The 23,776-nt window shown below is 31.0% G+C and carries 17 protein-coding genes, 11 tRNA genes and 3 rRNA genes; 5 read left to right on the top strand and 26 right to left on the bottom strand.

The window, feature by feature from the left end:
• Position 1 precedes the first annotated feature (1 nt).
• The 24 genes from ACAN_RS01125 to ACAN_RS01010 all read right to left on the bottom strand — a co-directional run bounded on the left by ACAN_RS01125 (position 2) and on the right by ACAN_RS01010 (position 16,960).
• Positions 2 to 490: a hypothetical protein gene (locus ACAN_RS01125; RefSeq protein ID WP_079578757.1), complete on the bottom strand. Its 489-nt coding sequence runs from the start codon at positions 488 to 490 to the stop codon at positions 2 to 4.
• 181 nt (positions 491 to 671) lie between these two features.
• Positions 672 to 787, bottom strand: a 5S ribosomal RNA gene (gene rrf, locus ACAN_RS01120).
• A 117-nt stretch (positions 788 to 904) separates the two neighbouring features.
• Positions 905 to 3,826, bottom strand: a 23S ribosomal RNA gene (locus ACAN_RS01115).
• Positions 3,827 to 4,062: 236 nt separating this feature from the next.
• A tRNA-Ala gene (locus ACAN_RS01110) sits at positions 4,063 to 4,138 on the bottom strand.
• A 36-nt stretch (positions 4,139 to 4,174) separates the two neighbouring features.
• Positions 4,175 to 4,251, bottom strand: a tRNA-Ile gene (locus tag ACAN_RS01105).
• 85 nt (positions 4,252 to 4,336) lie between these two features.
• Positions 4,337 to 5,851, bottom strand: a 16S ribosomal RNA gene (locus ACAN_RS01100).
• The 16S, 23S and 5S rRNA genes sit together here with 2 tRNA genes alongside, the layout of an rRNA operon.
• 337 nt (positions 5,852 to 6,188) lie before the next feature.
• Positions 6,189 to 8,777 carry an ABC transporter substrate-binding protein gene (locus tag ACAN_RS01095; protein ID WP_228150671.1) on the bottom strand — a complete coding sequence of 863 codons (2,589 nt, stop codon included), beginning with the start codon at positions 8,775 to 8,777 and terminating at the stop codon, positions 6,189 to 6,191.
• A gap of 69 nt (positions 8,778 to 8,846) precedes the next feature.
• Positions 8,847 to 8,921, bottom strand: a tRNA-Gln gene (locus ACAN_RS01090).
• 7 nt (positions 8,922 to 8,928) lie between these two features.
• A tRNA-Thr gene (locus ACAN_RS01085) sits at positions 8,929 to 9,005 on the bottom strand.
• A gap of 8 nt (positions 9,006 to 9,013) precedes the next feature.
• Positions 9,014 to 9,090 (bottom strand) — tRNA-Met (locus ACAN_RS01080).
• Positions 9,091 to 9,117: 27 nt separating this feature from the next.
• Positions 9,118 to 9,194, bottom strand: a tRNA-Met gene (locus ACAN_RS01075).
• 12 nt (positions 9,195 to 9,206) lie between these two features.
• Positions 9,207 to 9,283 (bottom strand) — tRNA-Gly (locus ACAN_RS01070).
• A gap of 23 nt (positions 9,284 to 9,306) precedes the next feature.
• Positions 9,307 to 9,383, bottom strand: a tRNA-Gly gene (locus tag ACAN_RS01065).
• A 48-nt stretch (positions 9,384 to 9,431) separates the two neighbouring features.
• Positions 9,432 to 9,508: transfer RNA gene (locus ACAN_RS01060), tRNA-Gly, on the bottom strand.
• 3 nt (positions 9,509 to 9,511) lie between these two features.
• Positions 9,512 to 9,588 (bottom strand) — tRNA-Ile (locus tag ACAN_RS01055).
• A 20-nt stretch (positions 9,589 to 9,608) separates the two neighbouring features.
• A tRNA-Ser gene (locus ACAN_RS01050) sits at positions 9,609 to 9,699 on the bottom strand.
• Between the two features lie 121 nt (positions 9,700 to 9,820).
• Positions 9,821 to 10,519, bottom strand: coding sequence for an orotidine-5'-phosphate decarboxylase (pyrF, locus tag ACAN_RS01045; RefSeq protein WP_099335317.1), 699 nt, complete (start codon positions 10,517 to 10,519; stop codon positions 9,821 to 9,823).
• Positions 10,519 to 10,917 (bottom strand): transcription antitermination factor NusB, encoded by a 399-nt coding sequence (gene nusB / locus ACAN_RS01040; protein WP_079580237.1) that lies wholly within the window; start codon positions 10,915 to 10,917, stop codon positions 10,519 to 10,521. Before nusB ends, pyrF begins: the two co-directional genes overlap by 1 nt.
• A complete protein-coding gene (gene ribH, locus ACAN_RS01035) occupies positions 10,917 to 11,387 on the bottom strand; it encodes a 6,7-dimethyl-8-ribityllumazine synthase (RefSeq protein ID WP_079580236.1) in 471 nt (156 codons plus the stop codon). Before ribH ends, nusB begins: the two co-directional genes overlap by 1 nt.
• 89 nt (positions 11,388 to 11,476) lie before the next feature.
• Complete coding sequence (gene kdsA / locus ACAN_RS01030; protein WP_099335318.1) at positions 11,477 to 12,274, bottom strand: 3-deoxy-8-phosphooctulonate synthase; 798 nt, start codon at positions 12,272 to 12,274, stop codon at positions 11,477 to 11,479.
• Positions 12,271 to 13,959 (bottom strand): potassium channel family protein, encoded by a 1,689-nt coding sequence (locus ACAN_RS01025; RefSeq protein WP_099335319.1) that lies wholly within the window; start codon positions 13,957 to 13,959, stop codon positions 12,271 to 12,273. The genes kdsA and ACAN_RS01025 overlap by 4 nt, the downstream gene beginning before the upstream one ends.
• An 8-nt stretch (positions 13,960 to 13,967) precedes the next feature.
• Entirely contained in the window at positions 13,968 to 14,345 is a 378-nt protein-coding gene (locus ACAN_RS01020; RefSeq protein WP_079580233.1) for a DUF6394 family protein, read from the bottom strand.
• Positions 14,332 to 16,074 (bottom strand): FMN-binding glutamate synthase family protein, encoded by a 1,743-nt coding sequence (locus ACAN_RS01015; RefSeq protein WP_228150673.1) that lies wholly within the window; start codon positions 16,072 to 16,074, stop codon positions 14,332 to 14,334. The genes ACAN_RS01020 and ACAN_RS01015 overlap by 14 nt, the downstream gene beginning before the upstream one ends.
• Position 16,075: 1 nt before the next feature.
• Complete coding sequence (locus ACAN_RS01010; protein WP_099335320.1) at positions 16,076 to 16,960, bottom strand: DMT family transporter; 885 nt, start codon at positions 16,958 to 16,960, stop codon at positions 16,076 to 16,078.
• Between the two features lie 152 nt (positions 16,961 to 17,112).
• Here ACAN_RS01010 and murA point away from each other — a divergent pair, with 152 nt between their 5' ends.
• From murA to ACAN_RS00995, 3 genes are read left to right on the top strand one after another with little or no spacing between them, the layout of a single operon-like run.
• Positions 17,113 to 18,378 carry a UDP-N-acetylglucosamine 1-carboxyvinyltransferase gene (murA, locus tag ACAN_RS01005; RefSeq protein WP_099335321.1) on the top strand — a complete coding sequence of 422 codons (1,266 nt, stop codon included), beginning with the start codon at positions 17,113 to 17,115 and terminating at the stop codon, positions 18,376 to 18,378.
• Between the two features lie 16 nt (positions 18,379 to 18,394).
• Positions 18,395 to 19,480, top strand: coding sequence for an HdrB C-terminal domain-containing protein (locus tag ACAN_RS01000; protein WP_099335322.1), 1,086 nt, complete (start codon positions 18,395 to 18,397; stop codon positions 19,478 to 19,480).
• Positions 19,481 to 20,095 carry an HNH endonuclease gene (locus tag ACAN_RS00995; protein WP_099335323.1) on the top strand — a complete coding sequence of 205 codons (615 nt, stop codon included), beginning with the start codon at positions 19,481 to 19,483 and terminating at the stop codon, positions 20,093 to 20,095.
• A gap of 14 nt (positions 20,096 to 20,109) precedes the next feature.
• On the opposite strand, the gene ACAN_RS00990 is transcribed toward ACAN_RS00995, so the two are convergent.
• Entirely contained in the window at positions 20,110 to 21,507 is a 1,398-nt protein-coding gene (locus ACAN_RS00990; RefSeq protein WP_099335324.1) for a type II secretion system protein GspD, read from the bottom strand.
• A 54-nt stretch (positions 21,508 to 21,561) separates the two neighbouring features.
• Entirely contained in the window at positions 21,562 to 22,134 is a 573-nt protein-coding gene (locus tag ACAN_RS00985; RefSeq protein ID WP_099335325.1) for a YigZ family protein, read from the bottom strand.
• Positions 22,135 to 22,235: 101 nt separating this feature from the next.
• Between ACAN_RS00985 and tlyA the strand changes: the two genes are divergently transcribed.
• Positions 22,236 to 22,943, top strand: coding sequence for a 23S rRNA (cytidine-2'-O)-methyltransferase TlyA (gene tlyA / locus ACAN_RS00980; RefSeq protein ID WP_099335326.1), 708 nt, complete (start codon positions 22,236 to 22,238; stop codon positions 22,941 to 22,943).
• A complete protein-coding gene (locus tag ACAN_RS00975) occupies positions 22,912 to 23,751 on the top strand; it encodes a bifunctional riboflavin kinase/FAD synthetase (RefSeq protein ID WP_099335327.1) in 840 nt (279 codons plus the stop codon). Before tlyA ends, ACAN_RS00975 begins: the two co-directional genes overlap by 32 nt.
• Positions 23,752 to 23,776: the final 25 nt, after the last annotated feature.

Genomic DNA, 23,776 nt, shown 5'->3' with positions numbered 1-23,776 from the left:
CCTATTCTGCTAGGTTATCCAAAATATATTTTTGCAAATCTTTCTTTTGTAGTTCTAATTTATTTGATTGCTGAAAAATCTCATTTATTTTTTTATTATACTCTTCATATGGGAAAAAAGGAAAATGTATTTGCCAACCTTTTTTTATTTGACTTAGTGCTACTTGATCAACTAGCCATACCCTAAAGAAGTTAAAAAAAATAAAAATAACAGCTGTTAAAAGCATTGCAACTATTATTGATACATGAGGATCTAAATTCGCAAATAAGTTATGTGTTATAGTTGTAAAAGGTACTGTAAATAAAATAACTAAAGATATATATACTAAATATGCTCTAGCAACTTTTAACCTAAAACCAAGTTTTACTGGATCCACATGCAGTTTTTCTAAATATTGTGAATTCGCAATTAATAAATCTTTTAATAATATAGGTTGTTTAGATACAGTAAATACATAGTCTATAATCTTTTGCTTTAAAGATAATAGCATTTAAATTCCTTATTTTAATGTTTAAGTATTTTATCGAAATTTAGTTAATAATATATTAATAGTCAAAGTTAAAGTAAATGTAAGGCAGAATAAGCAATAAATAAAGCGAAGGCAAAAAAAAAGCCCACAACTAAGATAACTTAAATAAGTTAAAATAGATAAGGGCTTGTAAAAACTCAAGAGCTGGCAGAGGCCTACGTTTCCACACCTGAAAGGTGCAGTATTATCAGCGCAGAAGTGCTTGACTTCCAGGTTCGGTATGGATCTGGGTATTTCCACTTCGCTATATCCACCAGCAATATGAGTATACAATGAATTTTATTATTCACTCTATACTCATATTTTGAGTATATTAATGTTAAAGTCTCTTTGAACACAACTTTAGTAAACTTAATAAGATAGTAAACCAAGTATAATAATAAGCCGAACGATCTATTAGTACTAGTCAGCTAAACATATCTCTATGCTTACACATCTAGCCTATCAACCAGTTAGTCTTACTGGGATCTTCAGGGAAAGTTCATCTTGAAGTTGGCTTCGAGCTTAGATGCTTTCAGCTCTTATCTCATCCGTACGTAGCTACCCAACGATGCTCTTGGCAGAACAATTGGTACACCAGTGGTACGTTCATCCCGGTCCTCTCGTACTAGGGACAAATCTTCTCAACTTTCCTACGCCCACGGAAGATAGGGACCGAACTGTCTCACGACGTTCTGAACCCAGCTCGCGTACCGCTTTAAATGGCGAACAGCCATACCCTTGGGACCTGCTCCAGCCCCAGGATGCGATGAGCCGACATCGAGGTGCCAAACCTCCCCGTCGATGTGAGCTCTTGGGGGAGATCAGCCTGTTATCCCCGGCGTACCTTTTATCCTTTGAGCGATGGCCCTTCCACTCAGAACCACCGGATCACTATGACCGACTTTCGTCTCTGCTCGAGTTGTCTCTCTCACAGTCAAGCTAGTTTATGCCATTATACTCATCAGGCGATTTCCATCCGCCTTGAACTAACCTTTGTAAGCCTCCGTTACTTTTTAGGAGGCGACCGCCCCAGTCAAACTACCCACCAGACATTGTCCTGATACAAGTTTATTGTACGCAGTTAGTAACTCAAATATTCAAGGGTGGTATCTCAAGGATGGCTCATACTCTACTTGCGTCTAGTAATCAAAGCCTCCCACCTATCCTGCACATGAATATCCAAGCTACAGTGTCAAGCTGTAGTAAAGGTGCACGGGGTCTTTCCGTCTTTCCGCGGGTAGGAGGAATTTTCACCTCCACTACAATTTCACTGGATCCCTGGTTGAGACAGCTCCCATCTCGTTACGCCATTCATGCAGGTCGGTATTTAACCGACAAGGAATTTCGCTACCTTAGGACCGTTATAGTTACGGCCGCCGTTTACTCGGGCTTCGATCAAATGCTTCGCTTACGCTTACATCATCAATTAACCTTCGAGCACCGGGCAGGCGTCACACCTTATACATCCACTTACGTGTTAGCAAAGTGCTGTGTTTTTGGTAAACAGTCGGGAGGGACTCTTTGTTGCAACCTCTTAGGCTTTTGAGAGTAAATCTCTATACCAAAGTAGGCACACCTTATACCGAAGATACGGTGCTAGTTTGCAGAGTTCCTTAACCAGGGTTCTTCCACGCGCCTTAGAATACTCATCCCACCTACCTGTGTCGGTTTACGGTACGGGCAACAATTAATATACTTAGTGGCTTTTCTTGGCACGACAGTATCATCGATTCTAAACGCTCTCCGAAGAGATTGTTCAGCCTATCAGATCTCGGTCTCTTGTAATCCGGATTTACCTAAATTACAACCTACGTCCTTCGACCCACTATTCCATCAGTGAGCTCGATTAACTCTATGCGTCCCCACATCGCGCTTAATTGTTGGTATTGGAATATTAACCAATTTCCCATCGTCTACCCCTTTCGGACTCGACTTAGGACCCGACTAACCCTACGATGACGAGCATCGCGTAGGAAACCTTGGGTTTTCGGCGTTAAGGATTCTCACCTTAATTATCGCTACTCATGCCTGCATGCTCACTTCTATCCGCTCCACTGCTCCTTACCGGTACAGCTTCGACGCTGAATAGAACGCTCTCCTACCACTCATAATAAATTATGAATCTAAAGCTTCGGTGTACATCTTAGCCCCGTTATATTTTCCGCGCAGAATCACTAGACCAGTGAGCTGTTACGCTTTCTTTAAAGGATGGCTGCTTCTAAGCCAACCTCCTGGTTGTCACAGTAACTCCACATCGTTTTCCACTTAGATGTAACTTTGGGACCTTAGCTGTTAGTCTGGGTTGTTCCCCTCTCGACATAGGATTTTATCACCCTACGCCTGACTCCCTAGCTTACACATGTAGTATTCGAAGTTTGATAGGGTTTGGTACCGCGGTAAGCAGCCCTAGCCCATTCAGTGCTCTACCCCTACATGCTACTACTAGAGGCTATACCTAAATATATTTCGGAGAGAACCAGCTATCACGAAGTTTGATTGGCCTTTCACCCCTATCCACAGGTCATCCGGGGGCTTTTCAACGCCCATCGGTTCGGTCCTCCACTGGCTCTTACACCAGCTTCAACCTGCCCATGGATAGATCACTTCGTTTCGGGTCTGCAGCATCTGACTAATTCGCCTTTTAAGACTCGCTTTCGCTACGGCTTCGTACTTGACTTAACCTTGCCAGATACCACAACTCGCAGGCTCATTATGCAAAAGGCAGTCCATCACCCTGTGAATAAATTCACATAGGGCTCTGAATGATTGTAAGCTAATGGTTTCAGGTTCTATTTCACTCTCCTCGCTGGAGTACTTTTCACCTTTCCCTCACGGTACTTGTTCACTATCGATCTGTAAGTAGTATTTAGGGTTGGAGGGTGGTCCCCCCGGATTCAGACAAAATATCACGTGTTCCGTCCTACTCAGGATACCATTAGAGCTATTGATAATTTCGTATACAGGAGTTTCACCCTCTTTGCTATACCTTTCCAGATATTTCTACTATTATCTTTAGTCTCATATTATGGTCCTTCAACCCCCTATGCAAGCATAGGGTTTGCCCTTCTCCCATTTCGCTCGCCGCTACTTTGGGAATCTCTTTTGATTTCTCTTCCTATGGTTACTGAGATGTTTCACTTCACCACGTTAGCCCCCATTTCTGGGTAATATATATCTCTATATATTGGGTTGTCCCATTCGGATATTCACGAATCAATGCTTCTTGACAGCTCCTCGTGACTTTTCGCAGTCTAGTACGTCCTTCTTCGCCTCTTACAGTCTAGGCATCCACCATTAGCCCTTAATAGCTTATTTTTTTAATTAGATCTTACTCTAACCTTTTTTGATAATTATTCCTTGGCTACTATCTTATTAAATTTAATAAAATAGTTGTGTTCTTCTTTTCTTTCTTGAAATTGCTTTCTTTTCTTAGAAAAATTTTTGACTTTAACATTATATTTTTAAATAACTTCTTTAATCTTCTCATCTCTGAAAAAATTAAATATAAATCCAATATTTATTGAACTTATATTTAACTTCTTCTTGTTTGTTGGTGGAGAATAGCGGGATCGAACCGCTGACCTCCTGCGTGCAAGGCAGGCGCTCTCCCAGCTGAGCTAATTCCCCAACTTTTTAATCTCTTCTTTTAAGATTATTTAATCATGGTGGGCCTACCAGGACTTGAACCTGGGACCTCACGATTATCAGTCGAGCGCTCTAGCCAGCTGAGCTATAGGCCCTCTCACCTATCTTTTAAATAACCTTTATAAACTGAATATATATTGACTTTGATTAAGAGTTTTGACTCTCTTAATCTTTTCTCTGAAAGGAGGTGATCCAACCGCAGGTTCTCCTACGGTTACCTTGTTACGACTTCACCCCAGTCGCTAATTCCACTGTGGAGGGTAGCTATCTTAGCATCCCCGCTTCGAGTGAAATCAACTCCCATGGTGTGACGGGCGGTGAGTACAAGACCCGGGAACGTATTCACCGTAGCATTGCTGATCTACGATTACTAGCGATTCCAACTTCATGTAGTCGAGTTGCAGACTACAATCCGAACTGGGAGGTATTTTTTAGATTTGCTCCACATCACTGTATCGCTGCTCTTTGTATACCCCATTGTAGCACGTGTGTAGCCCTGGTCGTAAGGGCCATGATGACTTGACGTCGTCCTCACCTTCCTCCTACTTGCGTAGGCAGTCTCATTAGAGTTCTCACCCGAAGTGTTAGCAACTAATGACGAGGGTTGCGCTCGTTGCGGGACTTAACCCAACATCTCACGACACGAGCTGACGACAGCCGTGCAGCACCTGTATATAAGTTTCTGCAAGCAGACACCCATCTATCTCTAAATGGTTCTTACTATGTCAAGACCAGGTAAGGTTCTTCGCGTATCGTCGAATTAAACCACATGCTCCACCGCTTGTGCGGGTCCCCGTCTATTCCTTTGAGTTTTAATCTTGCGACCGTACTCCCCAGGCGGTACACTTAATGTGTTAACTGCATTACTGCTATGTCGAGCATAGCAACAACTAGTGTACATCGTTTAGGGCGTGGACTACCAGGGTATCTAATCCTGTTTGCTCCCCACGCTTTCGCGTCTCAGCGTCAGTTATGTTCCAGTAGATCGCCTTCGCAATCGGTATTCCTTCTGATCTCTACGGATTTTACCCCTACACCAGAAATTCCATCTACCTCTCCCATACTCTAGATAGACAGTTTCAAAAGCAGTTCAATAGTTAAGCTATTGGATTTCACTTCTGACTTATCTATCCGCCTACACGCTCTTTACGCCCAGTGATTCCGAGTAACGCTTGCACCCTCCGTATTACCGCGGCTGCTGGCACGGAGTTAGCCGGTGCTTATTCATATAATACCGTCATTATCTTCTTATATAAAAGGAGTTTACGCACCGAAATGTGTCATCCTCCACGCGGCGTTGCTGCATCAGGGTTTCCCCCATTGTGCAATATTCCCCACTGCTGCCTCCCGTAGGAGTCTGGACCGTGTCTCAGTTCCAGTGTGACTGATCATCCTCTCAAACCAGTTAAGCGTCATTGACTTGGTGAGCTATTACCTCACCAACTATCTGATACTGTACAGGCCGATCTTCAAGCTATAAATATTTCCCTTGCATACTTTCGCATTAAAGGCATATGGGGTTTTAGCAGACGTTTCCATCTGTTATCCCCCTCTTGAAGGCACGTTACCTATATATTACTCACCCGTGCGCCACTTAGCTGACAGATTAGCAAGCTAATCCCGTTCTCGTTCGACTTGCATGTGTTAAGCACGCCGCCAGCGTTCACTCTGAGCCAGGATCAAACTCTCCATAAAGTGTTTGTTCTCTGACTAATTATGTATTTCTATACAAAATTAATTACTCATTGTTTTATCATACTTTATGTATGATATTATAGACGAAGAATTTGTATTCTTCTTATTTTTTTGTCATATATATATTCAGTTTATAAAAGTTACTTCTCTTACAAACTTACTTTGTGTTAAAGAACTCAATCTCATCTTTAGCTCTCAATCTCTTGTTTGCCTCAGCGAATTTGGACGGGAATTATAGACAAATCTTGCCCCTTTGTCAAGGGTTTAAACTTAATGCAGGCTTAAATTTTTGATATTTTTATTATTTGTTTTTCAAAATGTTTTTTTATTCTTATTTTTATAGCTTAAGAGGTACTTTTACAGTAAACCAAGCTCCTATATAACTTTTATTATTATATGTAAAGTGTTTATTTTTAATTGTGATTTCTCCATACATATGTTTTGTAATAATCTCTTGACTCATATAAAGACCTATTCCTGTTCCTTGAGATTTATGCTTTGTTGTAAAATATGGTTCAAAAATTCTATCAATAATTGATTCATCTATTCCACCAGCGTTATCTTTTATACTTATAATTAAAAAATCTTCTTTTTTATAAATATCTACAAAAATATATCTTTCATCAAGATTGTTATTAGTTTCTAATGCATCTTTTGAATTATTTAAAATATTAATAATTACTTGAATTAATTCACTATCTAATCCAAGCAAATCTATGCTTTCAATATTTTCAATGAATTTTATATTTAAATTTTTATATTTTGAGTTAATAATATCTAATGTTTTTGTATATACTGTCTTAATATTAAACTTAACTATATTTTTATTTGGTTCATAAAAATTTTTAAAATCTTCTATTGTTTTAGATAAGTATTGTGCAGTATCGTTTATTGTATCCATTGATTTGATTAAAAACTCATCTTTTAGTATTTCAGCTTTTTTTTGCATAACAATACCACTTGATGTTGTAGAGATAATAGATAAAGGTTGCCTCCACTGATGTGCAATATTTTCAAGCATCTCACCCATTGCAGCCATCTTAACTTGTTGAGATAATAATCTATCTTTTTCTCTATTATTTTGAACTTCTTCTTCTACTCTTTTTTCTAATGACTCATTTAATCTTTTTAACTCTATTGTTTTTTCATCTACTTTGTCTTTTAATACACTATTTACTTTATTTAATAATCTTTGTCTATATAATAAGATAATTAATATTGTTACGAAAAATAGAAGTATTTTCCATAGTAGTGAATAATCGAAATTATTTTTAAACTCTATACTTATCCACTTATTTACAATTTTTTGTTTTGCAAAATCATCAATGGAATTAATAGACTTATTTAAAATATTTAGTAAAAAATTATCATCTTTTCTTACTGCAAAATATAATGGCAAATTCTCTTTTAATTTTCCTGAAATTTTAAGTTCAGTTAAAAAATTCTCTTGTATCTCATTTGAGATTGCTGTAATAGTATCTATTTGTGCAAATAGTTCATTTCTTGATACTTTTTTTAAACCCTCATTTATATTATTTACTTCAACAATATCTAAATATGGATAATGTTTTTTTAAAAAGTCAATAAAGGTAATATCTTTTACAACTCCAATTTTTTTATTTTTCAATGAAGATATATTATCAATAAAAGAAACTTTATCTTTTGTTGCAAAAACCAGTGGAATATCAATATATCTTCTTGTAAAATTTAGTCTATTTTTTATTTTTAATGATGTTGAAGCTGTTGATATAATATCACACTCATTTGAAGATATAGACTCAATTGTTTCTTTCCAATTTTTTTTTGTTATTAAATTAAATTCTAAATTACTATTTTTTCTTACTAAATCTAAAAAATCTTTTAATATTCCTGTATACTCTTTATTAGAGTTATGATTTAAAGAGATTAAGCTAGGATTGATACAAACATTAATTGCACTTCTATTTTTTATATAATTTTTTTCACCTTTAGTAAAAAGTGTATAATTATCATCATAAATAAAATCATCAATTAAAATTGGATTTTTAGCTAATCCCATCACATTATATAAATCAAAAATTCTTTGAACTTTTTCTTTTTTTATTTCACCTAAGTTCGAATTCATATAATATGCAAGTTTTTTTAACTCTCTTCCTTCATAAATTAATGCATCTAAAGGTATATTTTGTTCATTATATTTTTTATAAATCAAGTTTGCAGCTTCATGAATATGTGAAAAAGCATATTCCCATCCTCTTAAAGAAGCATTTTTAAAATCAATAACTCTTTGTTCATTATTTTTTATTTCATCAGTATTCGTAAATAAAAAATCACTGTACATATCAAAACCATAATCTTTTGGGTAAAAAACATTATATCCAATACCCATTTTTTGCAATTCATATGGTGTTTTAGAGATATAAGCTGAAATCACATCTGTATTTTTATTTACTAAATCCATAATATCATGAGTATGTTTTAAAAAGTTTAGTCTATTAAAATCGATATTTTGTGAGCTAATCATTGCCTTAAGCGATACTTCACTAGAATCATCAATTGTAGTCATAATTTTTTTATTATTAAAATCACTAATAGAGTTTATACCTGTGTTATCTAAAGATAGTAAAATTAAAGGAGATGCTTGAAATATGGCATATAAAGCTATTATATTTTTATTATTACTTTTTTCTAAGAGTAAGGTTTCTCTTCCAACACCAAATGTTGCTTTCTTTGAATCTACTTCATTTGGAACATTTATATTAAAATCAAAATTTCTAATTTCTACATCTAAGCCAACATCTTGATAAAATCCTTTCTCTTTTGCAATATAATATCCTGCAAATTGAAACTGATTAAACCATGATAACTGTAAAGAAACTTTTTCTAAATCTTTAGCATACAAATTTATGCTAAGTAAAAAAACTATTAAATAAAAGATTTTTTGCAAATTGATACCTTAATTTAAATTGATTTAAGTATATCTAATTTTGAATGAATTTTTCTTAAGAATTGAGTATGGATGGGGTAGTAGGATTCGAACCTACGAATGACGGCACCAAAAGCCGTTGCCTTACCACTTGGCGATACCCCAATATAAGTGGAGCTGGTGATAGGAGTCGAACCTACGACCTGCTGATTACAAATCAGCTGCTCTAGCCAACTGAGCTACACCAGCACTTATAGTGGTGTCAAGAGGGAGACTTGAACTCCCGACCTCCGGCTTATGAGACCAGCGCTCTAGCCAGCTGAGCTACCTTGACATATTTATTAAGTTTGACTACTAAATTTGGTTGCGGAAACAAGATTTGAACTTGTGACCTTCGGGTTATGAGCCCGACGAGCTACCTGACTGCTCTATTCCGCGTTATGATATTTATGGAGCGGGAGACGAGACTCGAACTCGCGACAATCTGCTTGGAAGGCAGAAGCTCTAGCCAACTGAGCTACTCCCGCATAAATAATTTGAAACTTTCACATGGAGCGGGAGACGAGACTCGAACTCGCGACAATCTGCTTGGAAGGCAGAAGCTCTAGCCAACTGAGCTACTCCCGCATAAAAATGCGAATGAAATTATAATTAAAATAACTTAAAATAAAATAATGGAGCGGGAGACGAGACTCGAACTCGCGACAATCTGCTTGGAAGGCAGAAGCTCTAGCCAACTGAGCTACTCCCGCAACTGGTGGGTCATGGAGGACTCGAACCTCCGACCACTCGGTTATGAGCCGAGTGCTCTAACCAGCTGAGCTAATGACCCAATTCCATTATCTATTTTTATGGCGGACAGAGAGGGATTCGAACCCTCGGTACCGTTGCCAGTACGCTTCCTTAGCAGGGAAGTGGTTTCAGCCAGCTCACCCATCTGTCCAATTTACAATTTTTGATTACCTCAAAAACTGGACGAGAATTATAATGCTTAGTGACTTAAAAAACACTTAAATTAAGTCGTTTTATTTAATTACTTATAAATTCAAGTGTTTTTTATATATTTAAATAGTATTTATGATCTTTTCTACTATCTCTTTTGGTGTTGCTGATTTATAAATTGGTCTACCAACAACAATAAAATCAACAAGTTCTTCTTTAGCTTTTATAATATCTGCAACTCTTTTTTGATCCCCAGAATCTTCACCAAAAGGTCTTATTCCTGGACATAAAGTTATAAAATCTTCTGAAGTACTTGATTTTATATCTTTACTTTCATATGCTGAGCAAACTACACCATCAAGTCCAGAATCAAATGAATCAATAGCAAACTTTCTAGCTTTAGTATCAATATCTTCATTATATACAGCTCTAAAATTATCATTATCAAATGAAGTCAAAGCTGTTACAGATAAAACAAGTGGTCTATTTGGAATATATTTAATTCTATTCATTACTTCTTTCATAGCAACTTTTCCAGCACTTGCATGAACATTAAACATATCAATAAGTCCAAATTTTGAAATATCTTCAGCTGCATCGGCCATAGTATTAGGGATATCATATAATTTTAAATCAAGAAAGATTTTAAAATCTTTATTGATTTTTTTTATCTCTTCTAAAAAAGATTTTCCATCTCTTAGATAAGTTCTAAATCCTATTTTTAACCAAATCTCTTTATTTAATTCATTACTATTTATGTTTCTTACTAAATCTAAATTCTGTTTTGCAGTAGGTAAATCTAAAGATATACATAATTTCACTATTTTTGCCTTTTAACTTTATCTAAAACACCATTTATAAATTTTGGTGCATTATCACTTGCAAGTCTTTTTGATAACTCTATTGCTTCATTTATAATAATTGGTTTATCTAACTCACCAAATAAAGTTTCATAAACTGCAAGTCTTAGTATTGCTTTTTCTACATTTCCTAAATCAAGGATTTTACCTTGATTTAAATGTGATTCAATCTCTTTATCAATTTCATCTAAATTATCAATTACACCATTAAAAAGATTTAATGCAAAAGTTTTTTGCTTATTTCTTATTTTTTTATCTTCTAATATCTCATCAATAAAGTTTATTATTCCTTCATTACCTAAATCAACTGCATATAATAAACCTATTACTGATTCTCTTGCTTGTGTTCTTGTAGCCATTACTTTCCTAACTCGTTATATAAGTCTAACATTTCAATGATTGTTATCATTGCTTCTGAACCTTTGTTTCCAACTTTAGAACCAGCTCTTTCAATAGCTTGTTCAATTGTATCTGTAGTTAAAACTCCATTTGATACAGGCTTACCATATTGTAGTGTTACAGTTGCTATACCTTTTGTTGCTTCTGCTGAGATATAGTCAAAATGAGGAGTTGCACCTCTAATTACTGCCCCAACACAACATACAGCATCATACTTACCACTTTTTAATGCTTTTTCTAATGCAAATGGAATTTCAAATGCACCAGGAACTAATAATAAATCTAAATTCTCTTCATTTCCACCATGTCTTATAAATGCATCTTTTGCACCCTCAACCAATCTATCAGTAATAATATGATTAAATCTTCCGTTAATAATCGCAACTTTTTCATTGCCATTAAGTCTTAGTTTACCTTCTATAACATTCATCTTTACTCCAATTTTATAGCTATGTTTAACTATTTATATTATTTCATATTTTGCGATTATATCTAAAATAAAATTAAGAAATTAAAGCTTTAATTTTTTAAAGCTTTTTTTATTGCAAAAATATCTTCAACTGTTTTATAAAGTTCATCAATTTGAAGCATATTTGGTCCATCACTTTTAGCCACTGATGGATTAGTATGTGTTTCAAAAAAGAAGCCATCAACACCAACACTAGCAGCTGCTCTTGCCATATGTGGTACAAATTTTGAGTTACCACCTGTAGTTCCACCTGTACTTGGTATTTGAACAGAGTGTGTTGCATCAAAAATCACAGGGGCATATTCTCTCATTAGTATTAAATTTCTCATATCAACGACTAATGCTCCATAACCAAATGTATTTCCCCTTTCACATAACCAAACACCATTTTCTTTGGAAGTCTCATAGTTTATAGTATTAACACCTCTTGTTTGTAAAACCTTTTCAACAGGATGTTTCATAGCATCAGCTGCTAAAAATTGACCTTTTTTAATATTAATTTTACAGTTTGTTTTTGCAGCTTCTATTAAAAGATCAGTTTGTCTACATAAAAAAGCTGGTATTTGTAAAATATCCATAACTTCAGAAGCTGGTTTAGCTTGATAAGATTCGTGAATGTCTGTAATAACTTTATATCCAAACTCTTTTTTCACCTCTTCAAATATTTTAAGCCCTTCATCTAATCCAGGACCTCTATAAGAACTAATACTTGTTCTATTTGCTTTGTCAAATGAAGCTTTGAAATAAAACTCGACTCTTTTATCTTCACTTAGTGGTTTTAAACTCTCTGCAATTTTCATTATTGTATCTCTATCTTCTAATACACATGGTCCTGTTAAAATAATCATTTAAATAATCCTTTAAAAATAGTTCTTTTTTCTTTTCCTGTTAAAGCATAGTAAAATTCATAAATATTTTGAGCTATATACTCCATATCATTTTTTGCATGTTCATCACAAGCAAAAAGAATTTTATCATCAAATTGTAATTTTGTATCCCATGATGGAAGTAAAATCTCTTCTTTATTTCTTAATATCAGCAAAGGCACAACATTATTTCTTTGTTCTTTATTATGTAATGATACACTAAATATTTTTAACTCTATCTCTTTTTTTATTTTTAAATATCTTGCAATTTCTGGTGCTTTTTCAAAATCTAATTCAAGTTCAAATAGAAGTGGGTTTTCATCTATTGTTTCAAAAAGTCTTCTAACTAACTTTGCAGCCCAAGTTTCATCTTTTTCAGAAACAATTCTACTAAATAGATCAGAAAGAGGATTTATTAAAGCATTGGTTGTTTTATTAATTAAAATTTTAGCTGGCATAAAAATATGGTCAATATTTGCACTTTTAAAAATTGAGAAATCTTCCATCTCATTTTCTCTTACAATTGTCATTATTTTTGGATTTAGTTTTTTTGCAGTAGCTAAAATTGATAAATTTGTTGTATCATTATTTGTTGCTGCTATTATTGCAACTGCATTTGTTACTCCAATTTCCAATAAAGTATCTTTATCATCAGCATTTGCATAAGTTAGTTTTGTAAAACTATTATTCTTAAACTCTACATTCTTCTTTTCTATTTCTATAAAATGGGCTTCTATATTATTTGTTTTTAATTTTTCATAAACGCTTTGCCCCATTCTTCCAAAACCACAAATTATATATTTGCCCTTAGGAAAAAGAGGTAAAGAAGAGTTTAAAGTATCAACTTTAAATAACCATTTTTCTAATTTTAGTAAATTAGGAGCAGTTAATGCCATGTTTATCTCTTTTGCTATTATTGAAAATGGATTTGCCACAATTTCAACATCTAAATCTTTTAGATTTTCTGTATGATTTTCAGTAGTTGATTTTATAACTAATTTTACATTTTTATTTAATAGTTTTGAAGTTAATGCAATTCTTAAGTTTAAAGAATCGTCTTCAAAAAGAGCCACTAAGCCTTTACAATTTATTTTTTTGATTCCTGCTTCTTCTAATGACTTTGAACTATGTGCATCACCCATTAGTACAGGTACAGTAGGAGTAAAGTTCTCTAATAAAAGCTCATTACTTTTAGCTACACCTTTTTCAATTACAACAGCTCTAATATCTTGAGCTATTGCTCTTTTTATTATTTCACTAGTAATTTGATTATAGCCTAATATTATTATAAACTTTTGTTTTATATTTTTAATTTGTCGTCTAAATCTACTTTTTTCAATCTCTTGTAAAAATAGTTTATCTTGTAAAAGTCTAACTAAAGAACCAATACCATAAAACCATCCAATTACTGTAATATAAATTGAAAAACTCACCCAAATTCTTTGAGCGTATGTAAACTCATAAGGAGTTTCTCCAAATCCTATTGTAGTTGCTGTATAACTAACAAAATAAAAAGCATCAAAAATAGACATATGGTAAGGATTACCACTTGGATCCTTACCTTCGATTAAAACTAAGCCAGTTATTGCTATTGTATAGGCTACAATAATCACTAAAAAAGGCACTCTCATTCGATAAAGAATGATAAATAAAGAACTATTCTTCACTTTTAAACCTATCTTTTAGATTTTATTGTTTCACCAACATATAATGTAACAGAAGTAATATTTGCAAGTAATGCTCCACCTGATAAAGAGATAATCATTCCAACAATTTCTCTATCTATTGTATAAGCATATTCTGCAACTGTCCAAATAACTGCTGCACTAATTAATTGAATATCAGCAACTAGTGATGTTGCTAGTAAAACTGAACCCATTTGTGTTTTATCACCAAGTTTTAATGTTGTTGCAATAATGTTAATAATAATAGCTGCAAATAGTTCATATTTGCTATGCATTTCCAAAGAGTCCATATCACCATAAAAAAAACCAAAATTTACAGTCATAGCTAAAATAATAAAAAAACCTGCAATAACTTTATCTAAGTTCATGATATTCATCTCCCAAATCTTTTCCTATATCAAGTCTTCGTTTAAATACATCATCAATATTATCATGTACTTTTGAATCTTTATCAAGGAAAATCAATCTATGTTTATTTAATTGACTTACATTTTTAAGTCCCATTACTGCTAAAAGACCTCTCACGCCTTTTAGCAAGTTATTATGGTAATCCCTTACATATTTTGCATGTTTATAAACAAAATATTTTTTTCTTTTACTTTTATCTTGAGTAGCAAGACCTACTGGACACTCATGACCATTTGTTCCAGAACAATATCTAGCTCTAATACACCCTGCACTCATCATAAAACCTCTTGCAATTTGAACAAAATCTGCACCTAAAGATAAAATAATGATTAAATCATCTGGAGTTAAAACTTTACCGCTAGCAACTAGTTTTATTTTATCTCTTACATCATAATCTCTTAGGATTTTATCAACTAAATATATAGAGTCTCTTGCATTAAGACCTATTCTTTCCATCATCTCAATTGGAGCAGTTGCACTTCCTCCACTTCCTCCATCAATAGATATAAAATCTGGATATGCATCATTGCCTGCATCAACTCTTTTTTTAATCTCTTTTGCATATGGTTCAATATTTTCTATATCAGAAATAACTATTTTAATACCAACTGGTTTCTCAGATAACTCTTGAAGTTTACCAACAAAATCAAATAACTCTTCAACACTATTTGCATAAGGAAATCTGTTTGGAGAAAATAAATCTTTATGTGCTTCAACATTTCTATAATAAGCTATTGCTGGGCTTACTTTATCTGCAATTAATTTTCCTCCAGTTTGTTTTGCCCCTTGTGCCATTTTAATTTCAGTCATTTTACAAAATCTCATAGTTTTTTGATATCTATCTGGATCAAAATTACCTTGTTTATCCCTAGCTCCATACAAACCTGAACTTAACTGCAATATAATATCAGGCATATCTTGGGGAACTTCTTTTGGAAAGCTTTCTAATGGTGCTTCCCAATTTGGTCTATGAAATATTTCTGATTTTAAATCAAAAACATAAGTTTCAGCTTCTGGATCTTTTTTAAATACTAAACTTCTATATGCATCTGCTGCCATTGCACCATTAAATAATTTTTGTACTATCTTTTTGCAAACTCTTTGAAAAATATTTCCATGAACCACAGTCATATAATCAGGTTTATAATTTCTATGTGTAACAAAAAAGTTTGATGTTAATCCACCCTCACCTGAATTAATTGGAAAATTTCCCATAAAAGAGCCTCTTACAAAAGCTCTTGTACCCTCAGGTGAGATAGAACCATCACTCATTGCACTTCTTGCAATAATTGATTTTGCATGATATGGATATTTTCTTTTTTCACCAAATACCACTTCAAAGTGTGTATCTACCTCATCTTCATTTAATACAATAGTAGCATGTCTTAACATGAATTTTGGTTTAGGCAAAGGTTGAGAGGGAGAAAAAGATGCATAGTTAGGAACATCTCTTGCTGCTTTATAAACCCAATCTAGTTTATCTTTTGATTCATAAAATTTCTCATCACCAAAATATTGTCTAAAAGGCTCTCTAAACTCTTCAAAAACATATCTAAGCCTACCAATAATTGGATAATTAACTAATAACTGATGATCTCTTTGTACATACTTATCATGTACATACCAAGCTATGATTATAATAACAAATAATGCTATTGTAATATCTATTATTAATACAGTATTGTTCACATTAATCCTTTTTCAACGAAACTAAAAATCCACTAATTACTATTAAAAGTATACCTAAAATAATCCAAATGTCAGGGAATGCATCACCTAAAAACATCCCTAATATAATGGAAAATGCAATATTAGCATAAGAAATAGTACCTATAATGCCTGCCTTTGCACAAGAGTATGCTTTTGTCATATAAATTTGTGCATATGTTGCAAAAACTCCCAATAATATAATAAAAAACCAATCTTTACCACTTGGCATAACAAAAGTTTCTAACATAAAATCAAGTGTGGAAGGAGAGTAAAACTCTGCAACTAACATTAAAAGTAAAGGTCCTATTGTTCCAATTCCCATAAAAGACAAAACAATTGCTCTGCTATCATAATATTTTCTTAATTCTCTAATTGAAGTATAAGCAAGTGCTGCTCCAACACCACTTAAAATTCCCAACCAATCAGTTTTTTCCAATGTACTTCCATCAAATTTGGTTATAAATAGTATTCCAATAAAACCTATAAATACACCAAGCCAACCTTTAAATCCTAATTTTTCTTTTACAAAAATATAAGCAAATACTGCTGTAAAGATTGTAGAGGTTTTTGAAAAAGTCATGGCTTCTGCTAAAGAGATTTCAGCAATATTATAAAAAAACATTAATAATGCAATAAAACCAGCCATACCTCTAAAAATCAAAAGTAATGGTTTCCCCCCTTCTTGAACTAAAGGTTTTCTATAAACTGAAAATAGTATTATTGCAACACCAAATAAATTTCTAAAAAACACCACTTCAACTGAGCTTACTGAATCACTAAGTTCTTTAGCACTAGCTCCCATAAAAGCAAACATTAAAGAAGCAAATAACATATACTTTATTCCTAAAGAAACATCTTCTTTCATAATACATCCTAAATTTTAAAAGCGAAATTCTATTGTGTTTATAATTAAAGCAAGATTATTGTTTTTAGGTAAATATTACTACTAATCTTTTTAGCAATAATTTGATAGAATATAAACTCATACATATAATATTATATACAACTAGGATAATAATGAAATATTTAAAAATAATTGGTAATAAAAAGCTTGAAGGAGAAATTAATATCTCTGGAGCAAAAAATGCAGCTCTTCCTCTTCTAGCTTCTACTATTTTGGCTAAAAATAGAATAAAAATAGGGAATCTACCTGATGTAGTTGATATTAATACTTTATTAAAACTATTAGAAAAACTTGGTAGTTCTTACACAAAAGATAAAAATACAATACATATAGAAACCTCAACTATTAATAATACAAAAGCAACTTATGATATTGTAAAAACAATGAGAGCTTCAATTTTAGTTTTAGGACCTCTATTGGCTAGATTTGGTCATTGTGAAGTCTCTCTTCCTGGTGGTTGTGCAATTGGACAAAGACCTGTTGATTTGCATTTAAAAGCCTTAGAACAAATGGGTGCAAGAATTGAAATAAAAAGCGGATATATTCAAGCAAGTTGTGAAGATGGATTAAAAGGAGCAAAGATTGTATTTGATAAAGTTACTGTTGGTGGTACTGAAAATATAATTATGGCTGCTAGTTTAGCAACAGGAACAACTACAATTATTAATGCAGCAAAAGAACCAGAAATTGTTCAATTATGTGAAGTACTTCAAGATGCAGGTGTTGATATAAAAGGAGTTGGAACTTCAAAACTTATAATTCAAGGAAGTGACAAAAAACTTCTTGAGTTTAAAGACTTTAATATTATTCCTGACAGAATTGAAGCTGGAACATATATGTGTGCGGCTGCTATTACAAACTCAAAACTTACAATTACAAATATTATTCCTTTACATTTAGAGGCTATAATTTCAAAACTTGAAGAGATGAATTTTGAAATTATACAAGAAGAAAATAGTTTAACTATTATGCCTACAAAAGATATTAAACCTGTAAATATTGTAACTTCTGAATATCCTGGTTTTCCTACAGATATGCAAGCACAGTTTATGGCACTTGCAACTCAAGCAAATGGAACAAGTACTATTGATGAAAGATTATTTGAAAATCGATTTATGCATGTTAGTGAATTACTAAGATTGGGTGCAGATATTCACCTAAATGGTAATATTGCAACAATAAATGGGACTCCAAGTAAACTAAATGGTACTGATGTTATGGCAACAGACTTAAGAGCATCATCTGCATTAGTCCTAGCAGCATTAGTTGCACAAGGAGAGACAGATATTCATAGAATTTACCATCTTGATAGGGGATATGAAAACTTAGAAAAAAAGCTAAGCAAAATTGGTGTTAATATACAAAGACACAATGAATAAAAATTAAAGGCAAAAAATGAAATTAGAAGTATCATTATTTAAATTTGATTACAAATCTGATTATTTACCATATTATAAGAAATATCATCTAAAAATTGAAAATGAGATAACTCTTTTAGATTTACTAAATAGTATAAATGAAAAAGAGAACTTCTCTTATGAAAGTTGTGACTCATTTTTAGTAAAAGTAAATAATATCTTTACAAATTGCGAAGTTAATTTAATGGAATTAGTAAATAAAGTAGGAAATGAAATAACTATTGAACCTATAAGTACTAAAAGATGTATGAATGACCTAATCATAAATGAAGATGATTTTTATTCAAAACTATCTTTACTTGAAAAGTTTATTTCAAAAAAAGATATTAAAAAATATGAAGATTATAAAATATACTATTATGCATCAAATACATTGAATTTTGAAAAAGATTATATTGGAGATGCAATCTTACTTTTAGCAAATGATTTAATAAATGAAAATAGTAAAAATAAAGAAGAGATTCTTAATATTATTAAAACATGCGAATTTGGAATACAATATCATACAAATTTAGAAAATAGAGTATTTAACATAGATGATAGTATAGAAAGAATTATTTTAAATTTAAGAAATTTATTAAGCATGAACAAAGAAGAGAGTGAACAAAATTTTAAAATAAATAAAAAAAATAGTATTTCAATTGAAAAAGCCAGTAGTGAAAATATTGAAAATAGCTTCAATGAATTTAATATTTCATATTATAGTAATAGTAATTGCATTTTAAACTATTTAAATAAATTAGAAGCAAAAATAATTCATATTGAAAACTCTTCAATCGATTTAGCAAAAAATAGTTTTCATATAAATAAAGAGTTCACTTTTAAATTAGCTTCAACAGTGCTTCTTGAAGCTTTTGATAAAGGTGCTGATTTTATTGTAGTTGATAATTTAAATGACTTTTATATATTTGACTTTAATAGAAAAGAGTTAAATAAAATTGCAAGAAGAGAAGTTAATCTTCCAGTTTTACATATAGATGAACTAAAAAATCTTGCCGCAGGAAATTTTGAAGAAGCTAAAAAGTCTTTAAATAATCACTTAATTAATCCAAAGCTACTATAAATGATACTTGATACAGATTTTATCATCATTGGTAGTATAATAATTATTTTATTAATTCCTTTATATATCTATAGAAAAAAAGTATATAGTTTTTTTACAAGACAAGGTGACTTTCAAACCTTTGAAGAGAATATAAAAAACTATTTAAATACATACTACCCTAAAATAGAATTTGACTATTCAATTGTTCAAAAAACTAACATGGAAAAAGATGCAAAACTTAGACAAATATTAGTTATTGAAGATTTAGTTTCTCAATTTTTTGATTTTAAGTATGAACTTGAAACTCAAAAATGTATTCATAAAGATTTTCTTTGGAGTACTTATGAACAAAATTGTAAACCAATAAAAGGAAAACTGCCAAATGATTGGGCTAAAAGAAAAGAGTTTACATACAGAAGAGATAATTGTAAATGTAAAAGATGTGGCTTAAGTATTGAACTTATAGATGCGCATATAGTTTTTATTAGACCTTTATCAAATGGAGGTGGTTATAATTTTGAAAATTTAATTACTTTATGTACTGATTGTAATAAAATATTAAACTCTCAAATAAAAAGTTTTAGATCATCAATTATTGAAGATAGACTTCTTAAAAAAGTAACTATAAAATAGTCTAGTTTCAATATCTAGTTTCCATCAAGAAGATCTTTTACCCTTTGATTATGCAATTTTAAATATTTATTTTGCTTATCAAGCTTTCTGTTTTTGGTACTTTTTATAAGCAATAACTCTTCAAGTTTTTCTAATTTTGCTAACTCTTCTCTTATAAAAGTTATATCTTTATTTTTTGGAATAATATAAGGAGTTATTACAATCACAAGATTACTTTGTTTACTAGAATTATTTTTATGCTTAAATAAATTACCAATTATAGGCAATGAAGAGAAATAAGGCACCTCATCATCTAATTTCTCATTCCTATTTTCAACTAAGCCTCCTAAAATAATACTCTCTCCATTTGAAACTACTGCAAAAGTTGAAACACTTTTTTTAGTTGTATCTGGTTGGTTATTTGTTGTACTATTTTTCACTCCCTCTAAAATAGTATTTATATAAAGTCTAACTTTATTATCATCTGCTTTTAGTCTTGGTTTAACCTCTAGTTTTAAACCAACATCTTTTCTTTCAAAAGAGTAGCTGGTATTTCCTCCACTTGTTGTAGTAGAAGAAGTCTGTAAAGATATGCTCTGCCCTACATATATTGTACTTTTTTTATTATTTATACATAAAATAGATGGTTCAGATACAATTTTTAATGCATAGTTTTGATGTAACAAAGATAGTGTAGCACCTAATGATATTGAAGATTTTAAAGTAGGAATAGATAAACCAATACTACTTATGTCAAAATCTACTGCTTCATTTGAATTTAAGTTTGATGCTATCGTAAAAATTCCACTATTTGATGTTTTACCTGAAAGTAAGCCATATCTTAAACCAACTTTATTTACAAGATTACTATTAAGTTCAACAATTTTTGCTTTTAAAAATATTTGGGGTTCATCTTTATCTAACTTTTTCACTAATTTTTCTATATTTTGAATAATTTGTACTTTACCTATTAAGATTAAAGAGTTTGATTCATTATCACTTGAGATAAAAAGTTTTTCATATTTATTTATTGTTTTAAAGTTTTGTAAAATTTTCTTTAACTGTTCTACTTGAATATTTTTCAATGCAATAACTTTTGTAATTACTTTATGTTCAATTTTCTTTTGTTTCTTTTCTTGTTTTTTTTCTTTTATTATAAAAAAACTATCTTTATCAATTAACTCATATCCAAAAGATTCTAATGAGTTTTTTAATACTTCAAGCAACTGTTTTTTTGATATAGGTTTTACAGAAATAAAATCGACTTTTCCTTTTATATCAGTTTTTACAAGTATATTTTTATCCAAAATTTTAGAACTTACTTTTATTAAATCTTTTAAGTCAAGATTTTTAAACTTAACATCTTTTTTTAAATCATCTGCAAATAAAAAAGGATTAAAGAAAAGTAGTGTACATAATAGAAAGAATTTCATAATAAGCCCTTAAAAAATAATATAAAAAATTATATCTTTTAAAAGCTTATATTTTTAAATTATTGTAATTGTTCTTTCAAGTTTTGATTTTAATCTATTTAGTTTCTCTTTTGTAGCTTGCAAAAAAAGTGTTACATCAGTAGTAAACTCTTTATTTAAAATATTTATATCTAAAAGCTGTAAATCATACTCTAACTTTGAAAGTTCACTATAATCACACATTATAGTTAAGTTTTCAAGTTTTTCATACTCATAAAGCTCACTATTTTTTATAACTTTATTTACAGAATCCGAATATGCTCTTACTAAGCCTCCTGTTCCTAATTTAACTCCCCCAAAATACCTAACTATTATTACTGCACTATTTATAAGATCATTTCCTGCTAAAACATTTAAAGATGGTTTTCCACTTGTGCCTTTTGGTTCTCCATCATCACTACTATTTTCAACAATTTGTTCTAATTCATTTAAATATCTATATGCATATACATGATGCCTAGCTTTTGGATGCTCTTTTTTTAATCTACTCATAACTTCATCAAAATCTCTTGAGGGAAAAAGATGCGCAATAAATTTTGATTTTTTCTCTTCAAAGATTTCAAAAAACTCTTTTTTTACATATTTCAATCTTGACTCTTTTTATTTGTATTCTTTTTTATTAAAGCATTTTTTCTCTTATGTAAGAATAAATAATCATTTTTTGAATATTTTTATATTATAATATCTTTATGAGATTAGACCAATACCTTACAAAAAAATTTGATATTCAAAGTAGAAATAAAGCAAGTGAACTTATTAAATCAAAAAAAGTTCAAGTAGATAATAAAATTATTACAAAACCTTCTTTTATTGTAGAAGAACCAATAAATATAAAGATATTAGAAGATGATTTTTTTGTAAGTAGAGCTGCTTATAAGCTTAAATACTTTTTAGATGAAATCAATATTAAGCTTAAAGATTTAAATACACTAGATATTGGAAGTAGTACTGGTGGATTTACACAAATTTTACTAAATAATTATGTAAATAGTGTAACATGTGTTGATGTTGGTTCAAATCAACTACATGAAAAAATAAAAAATAATAAGAAAATTTCATTTTATGAAAATACAGATATTAGAGAGTTTAAGTCTAATGAAAAATTTGACTTAGTAACTTGTGATGTATCTTTTATATCTATTTTAAATATTATTGAAGATATAAATAGATTAGCAAAGAATAAAATAATTATACTTTTTAAACCTCAATTTGAAGTTGGCAAAAATATAAAAAGAGATAAAAAAGGTGTCGTAAAAGACAAAAAAGCCATTTTGAAAGCAAGAGAAAGATTTATAGATACTACAAAAATTTTAAATTGGAATTTAAAATATAGTTCATATAGTAAAATACAAGGGAAAGATGGTAATGAAGAAGAGTTATTCTACTTTGATAAATAAAAAAAATATTACATCTATTGCAATTGGTGGCTTTGATGGTATGCATATTGCACATCAACAACTTTTTAAAAAACTTGATAAAAATGGTGCGGTTGTTGCAATTGAGTCTGGACATTCAAACCTTACACCAAAAAGTTATAGACAAGAGTATACAAATTTCCCTGTTTACTACTATGTTCTTGATAATATTAAACACCTTGAGGGAGAGGAGTTTATAAAGCTTTTAAAAGAAGAGTTTCCTAATCTTAAAAGAATTATTGTAGGTTTTGATTTTTGTTTTGGCAAAAATAGGAAATATGATACTTTAGGACTTAAGAAACTTTTTGATGGAGAGGTAATTGTAGTTGATGAAATATGTGATAATAATCTTGCAATTCACTCAAGATACATACGAGAGTTTATTAAAAATGGAAACGTAAAAAAAGCAAATGAACTTTTAGGAAAAAATTATAAAATCACTGGTCAGACTACAAAAGGACAAGGTTTAGGGAAAAAAAGCTTTGTTCCTACTATTAATCTTACTGTTGAAAACTTTCTTCTTCCAAATGAGGGTGTTTATATTACAAAAACTACAATAAAAGACAAATCTTATAAATCTGTAACTTTTTTAGGTCATAGAGTAACAACAGATGGTAGCTATGCTATAGAAACACATATAATTAGTGAAGATATAGAAAATATTATAGGTAAAATTCAGATTGAATTTATTGATAAATTAAGAGAAAATCATAAGTTTGATAACTTTGAAGATTTAAAAAAGCAAATTGTCAAAGATATAAATAACGCACTTAAGTATTTTGATAAATAATAATTAATATTCATTTAGATAAAAT

Source organism: Malaciobacter canalis (assembly GCF_008000835.1).
In the GTDB taxonomy this organism is placed as follows: Bacteria; Campylobacterota; Campylobacteria; order Campylobacterales; family Arcobacteraceae; genus Malaciobacter; species Malaciobacter canalis.
The sequence above is the reverse complement of the archived record's forward strand: the minus strand, read 5'-3'. Positions and strand labels throughout refer to the sequence as shown.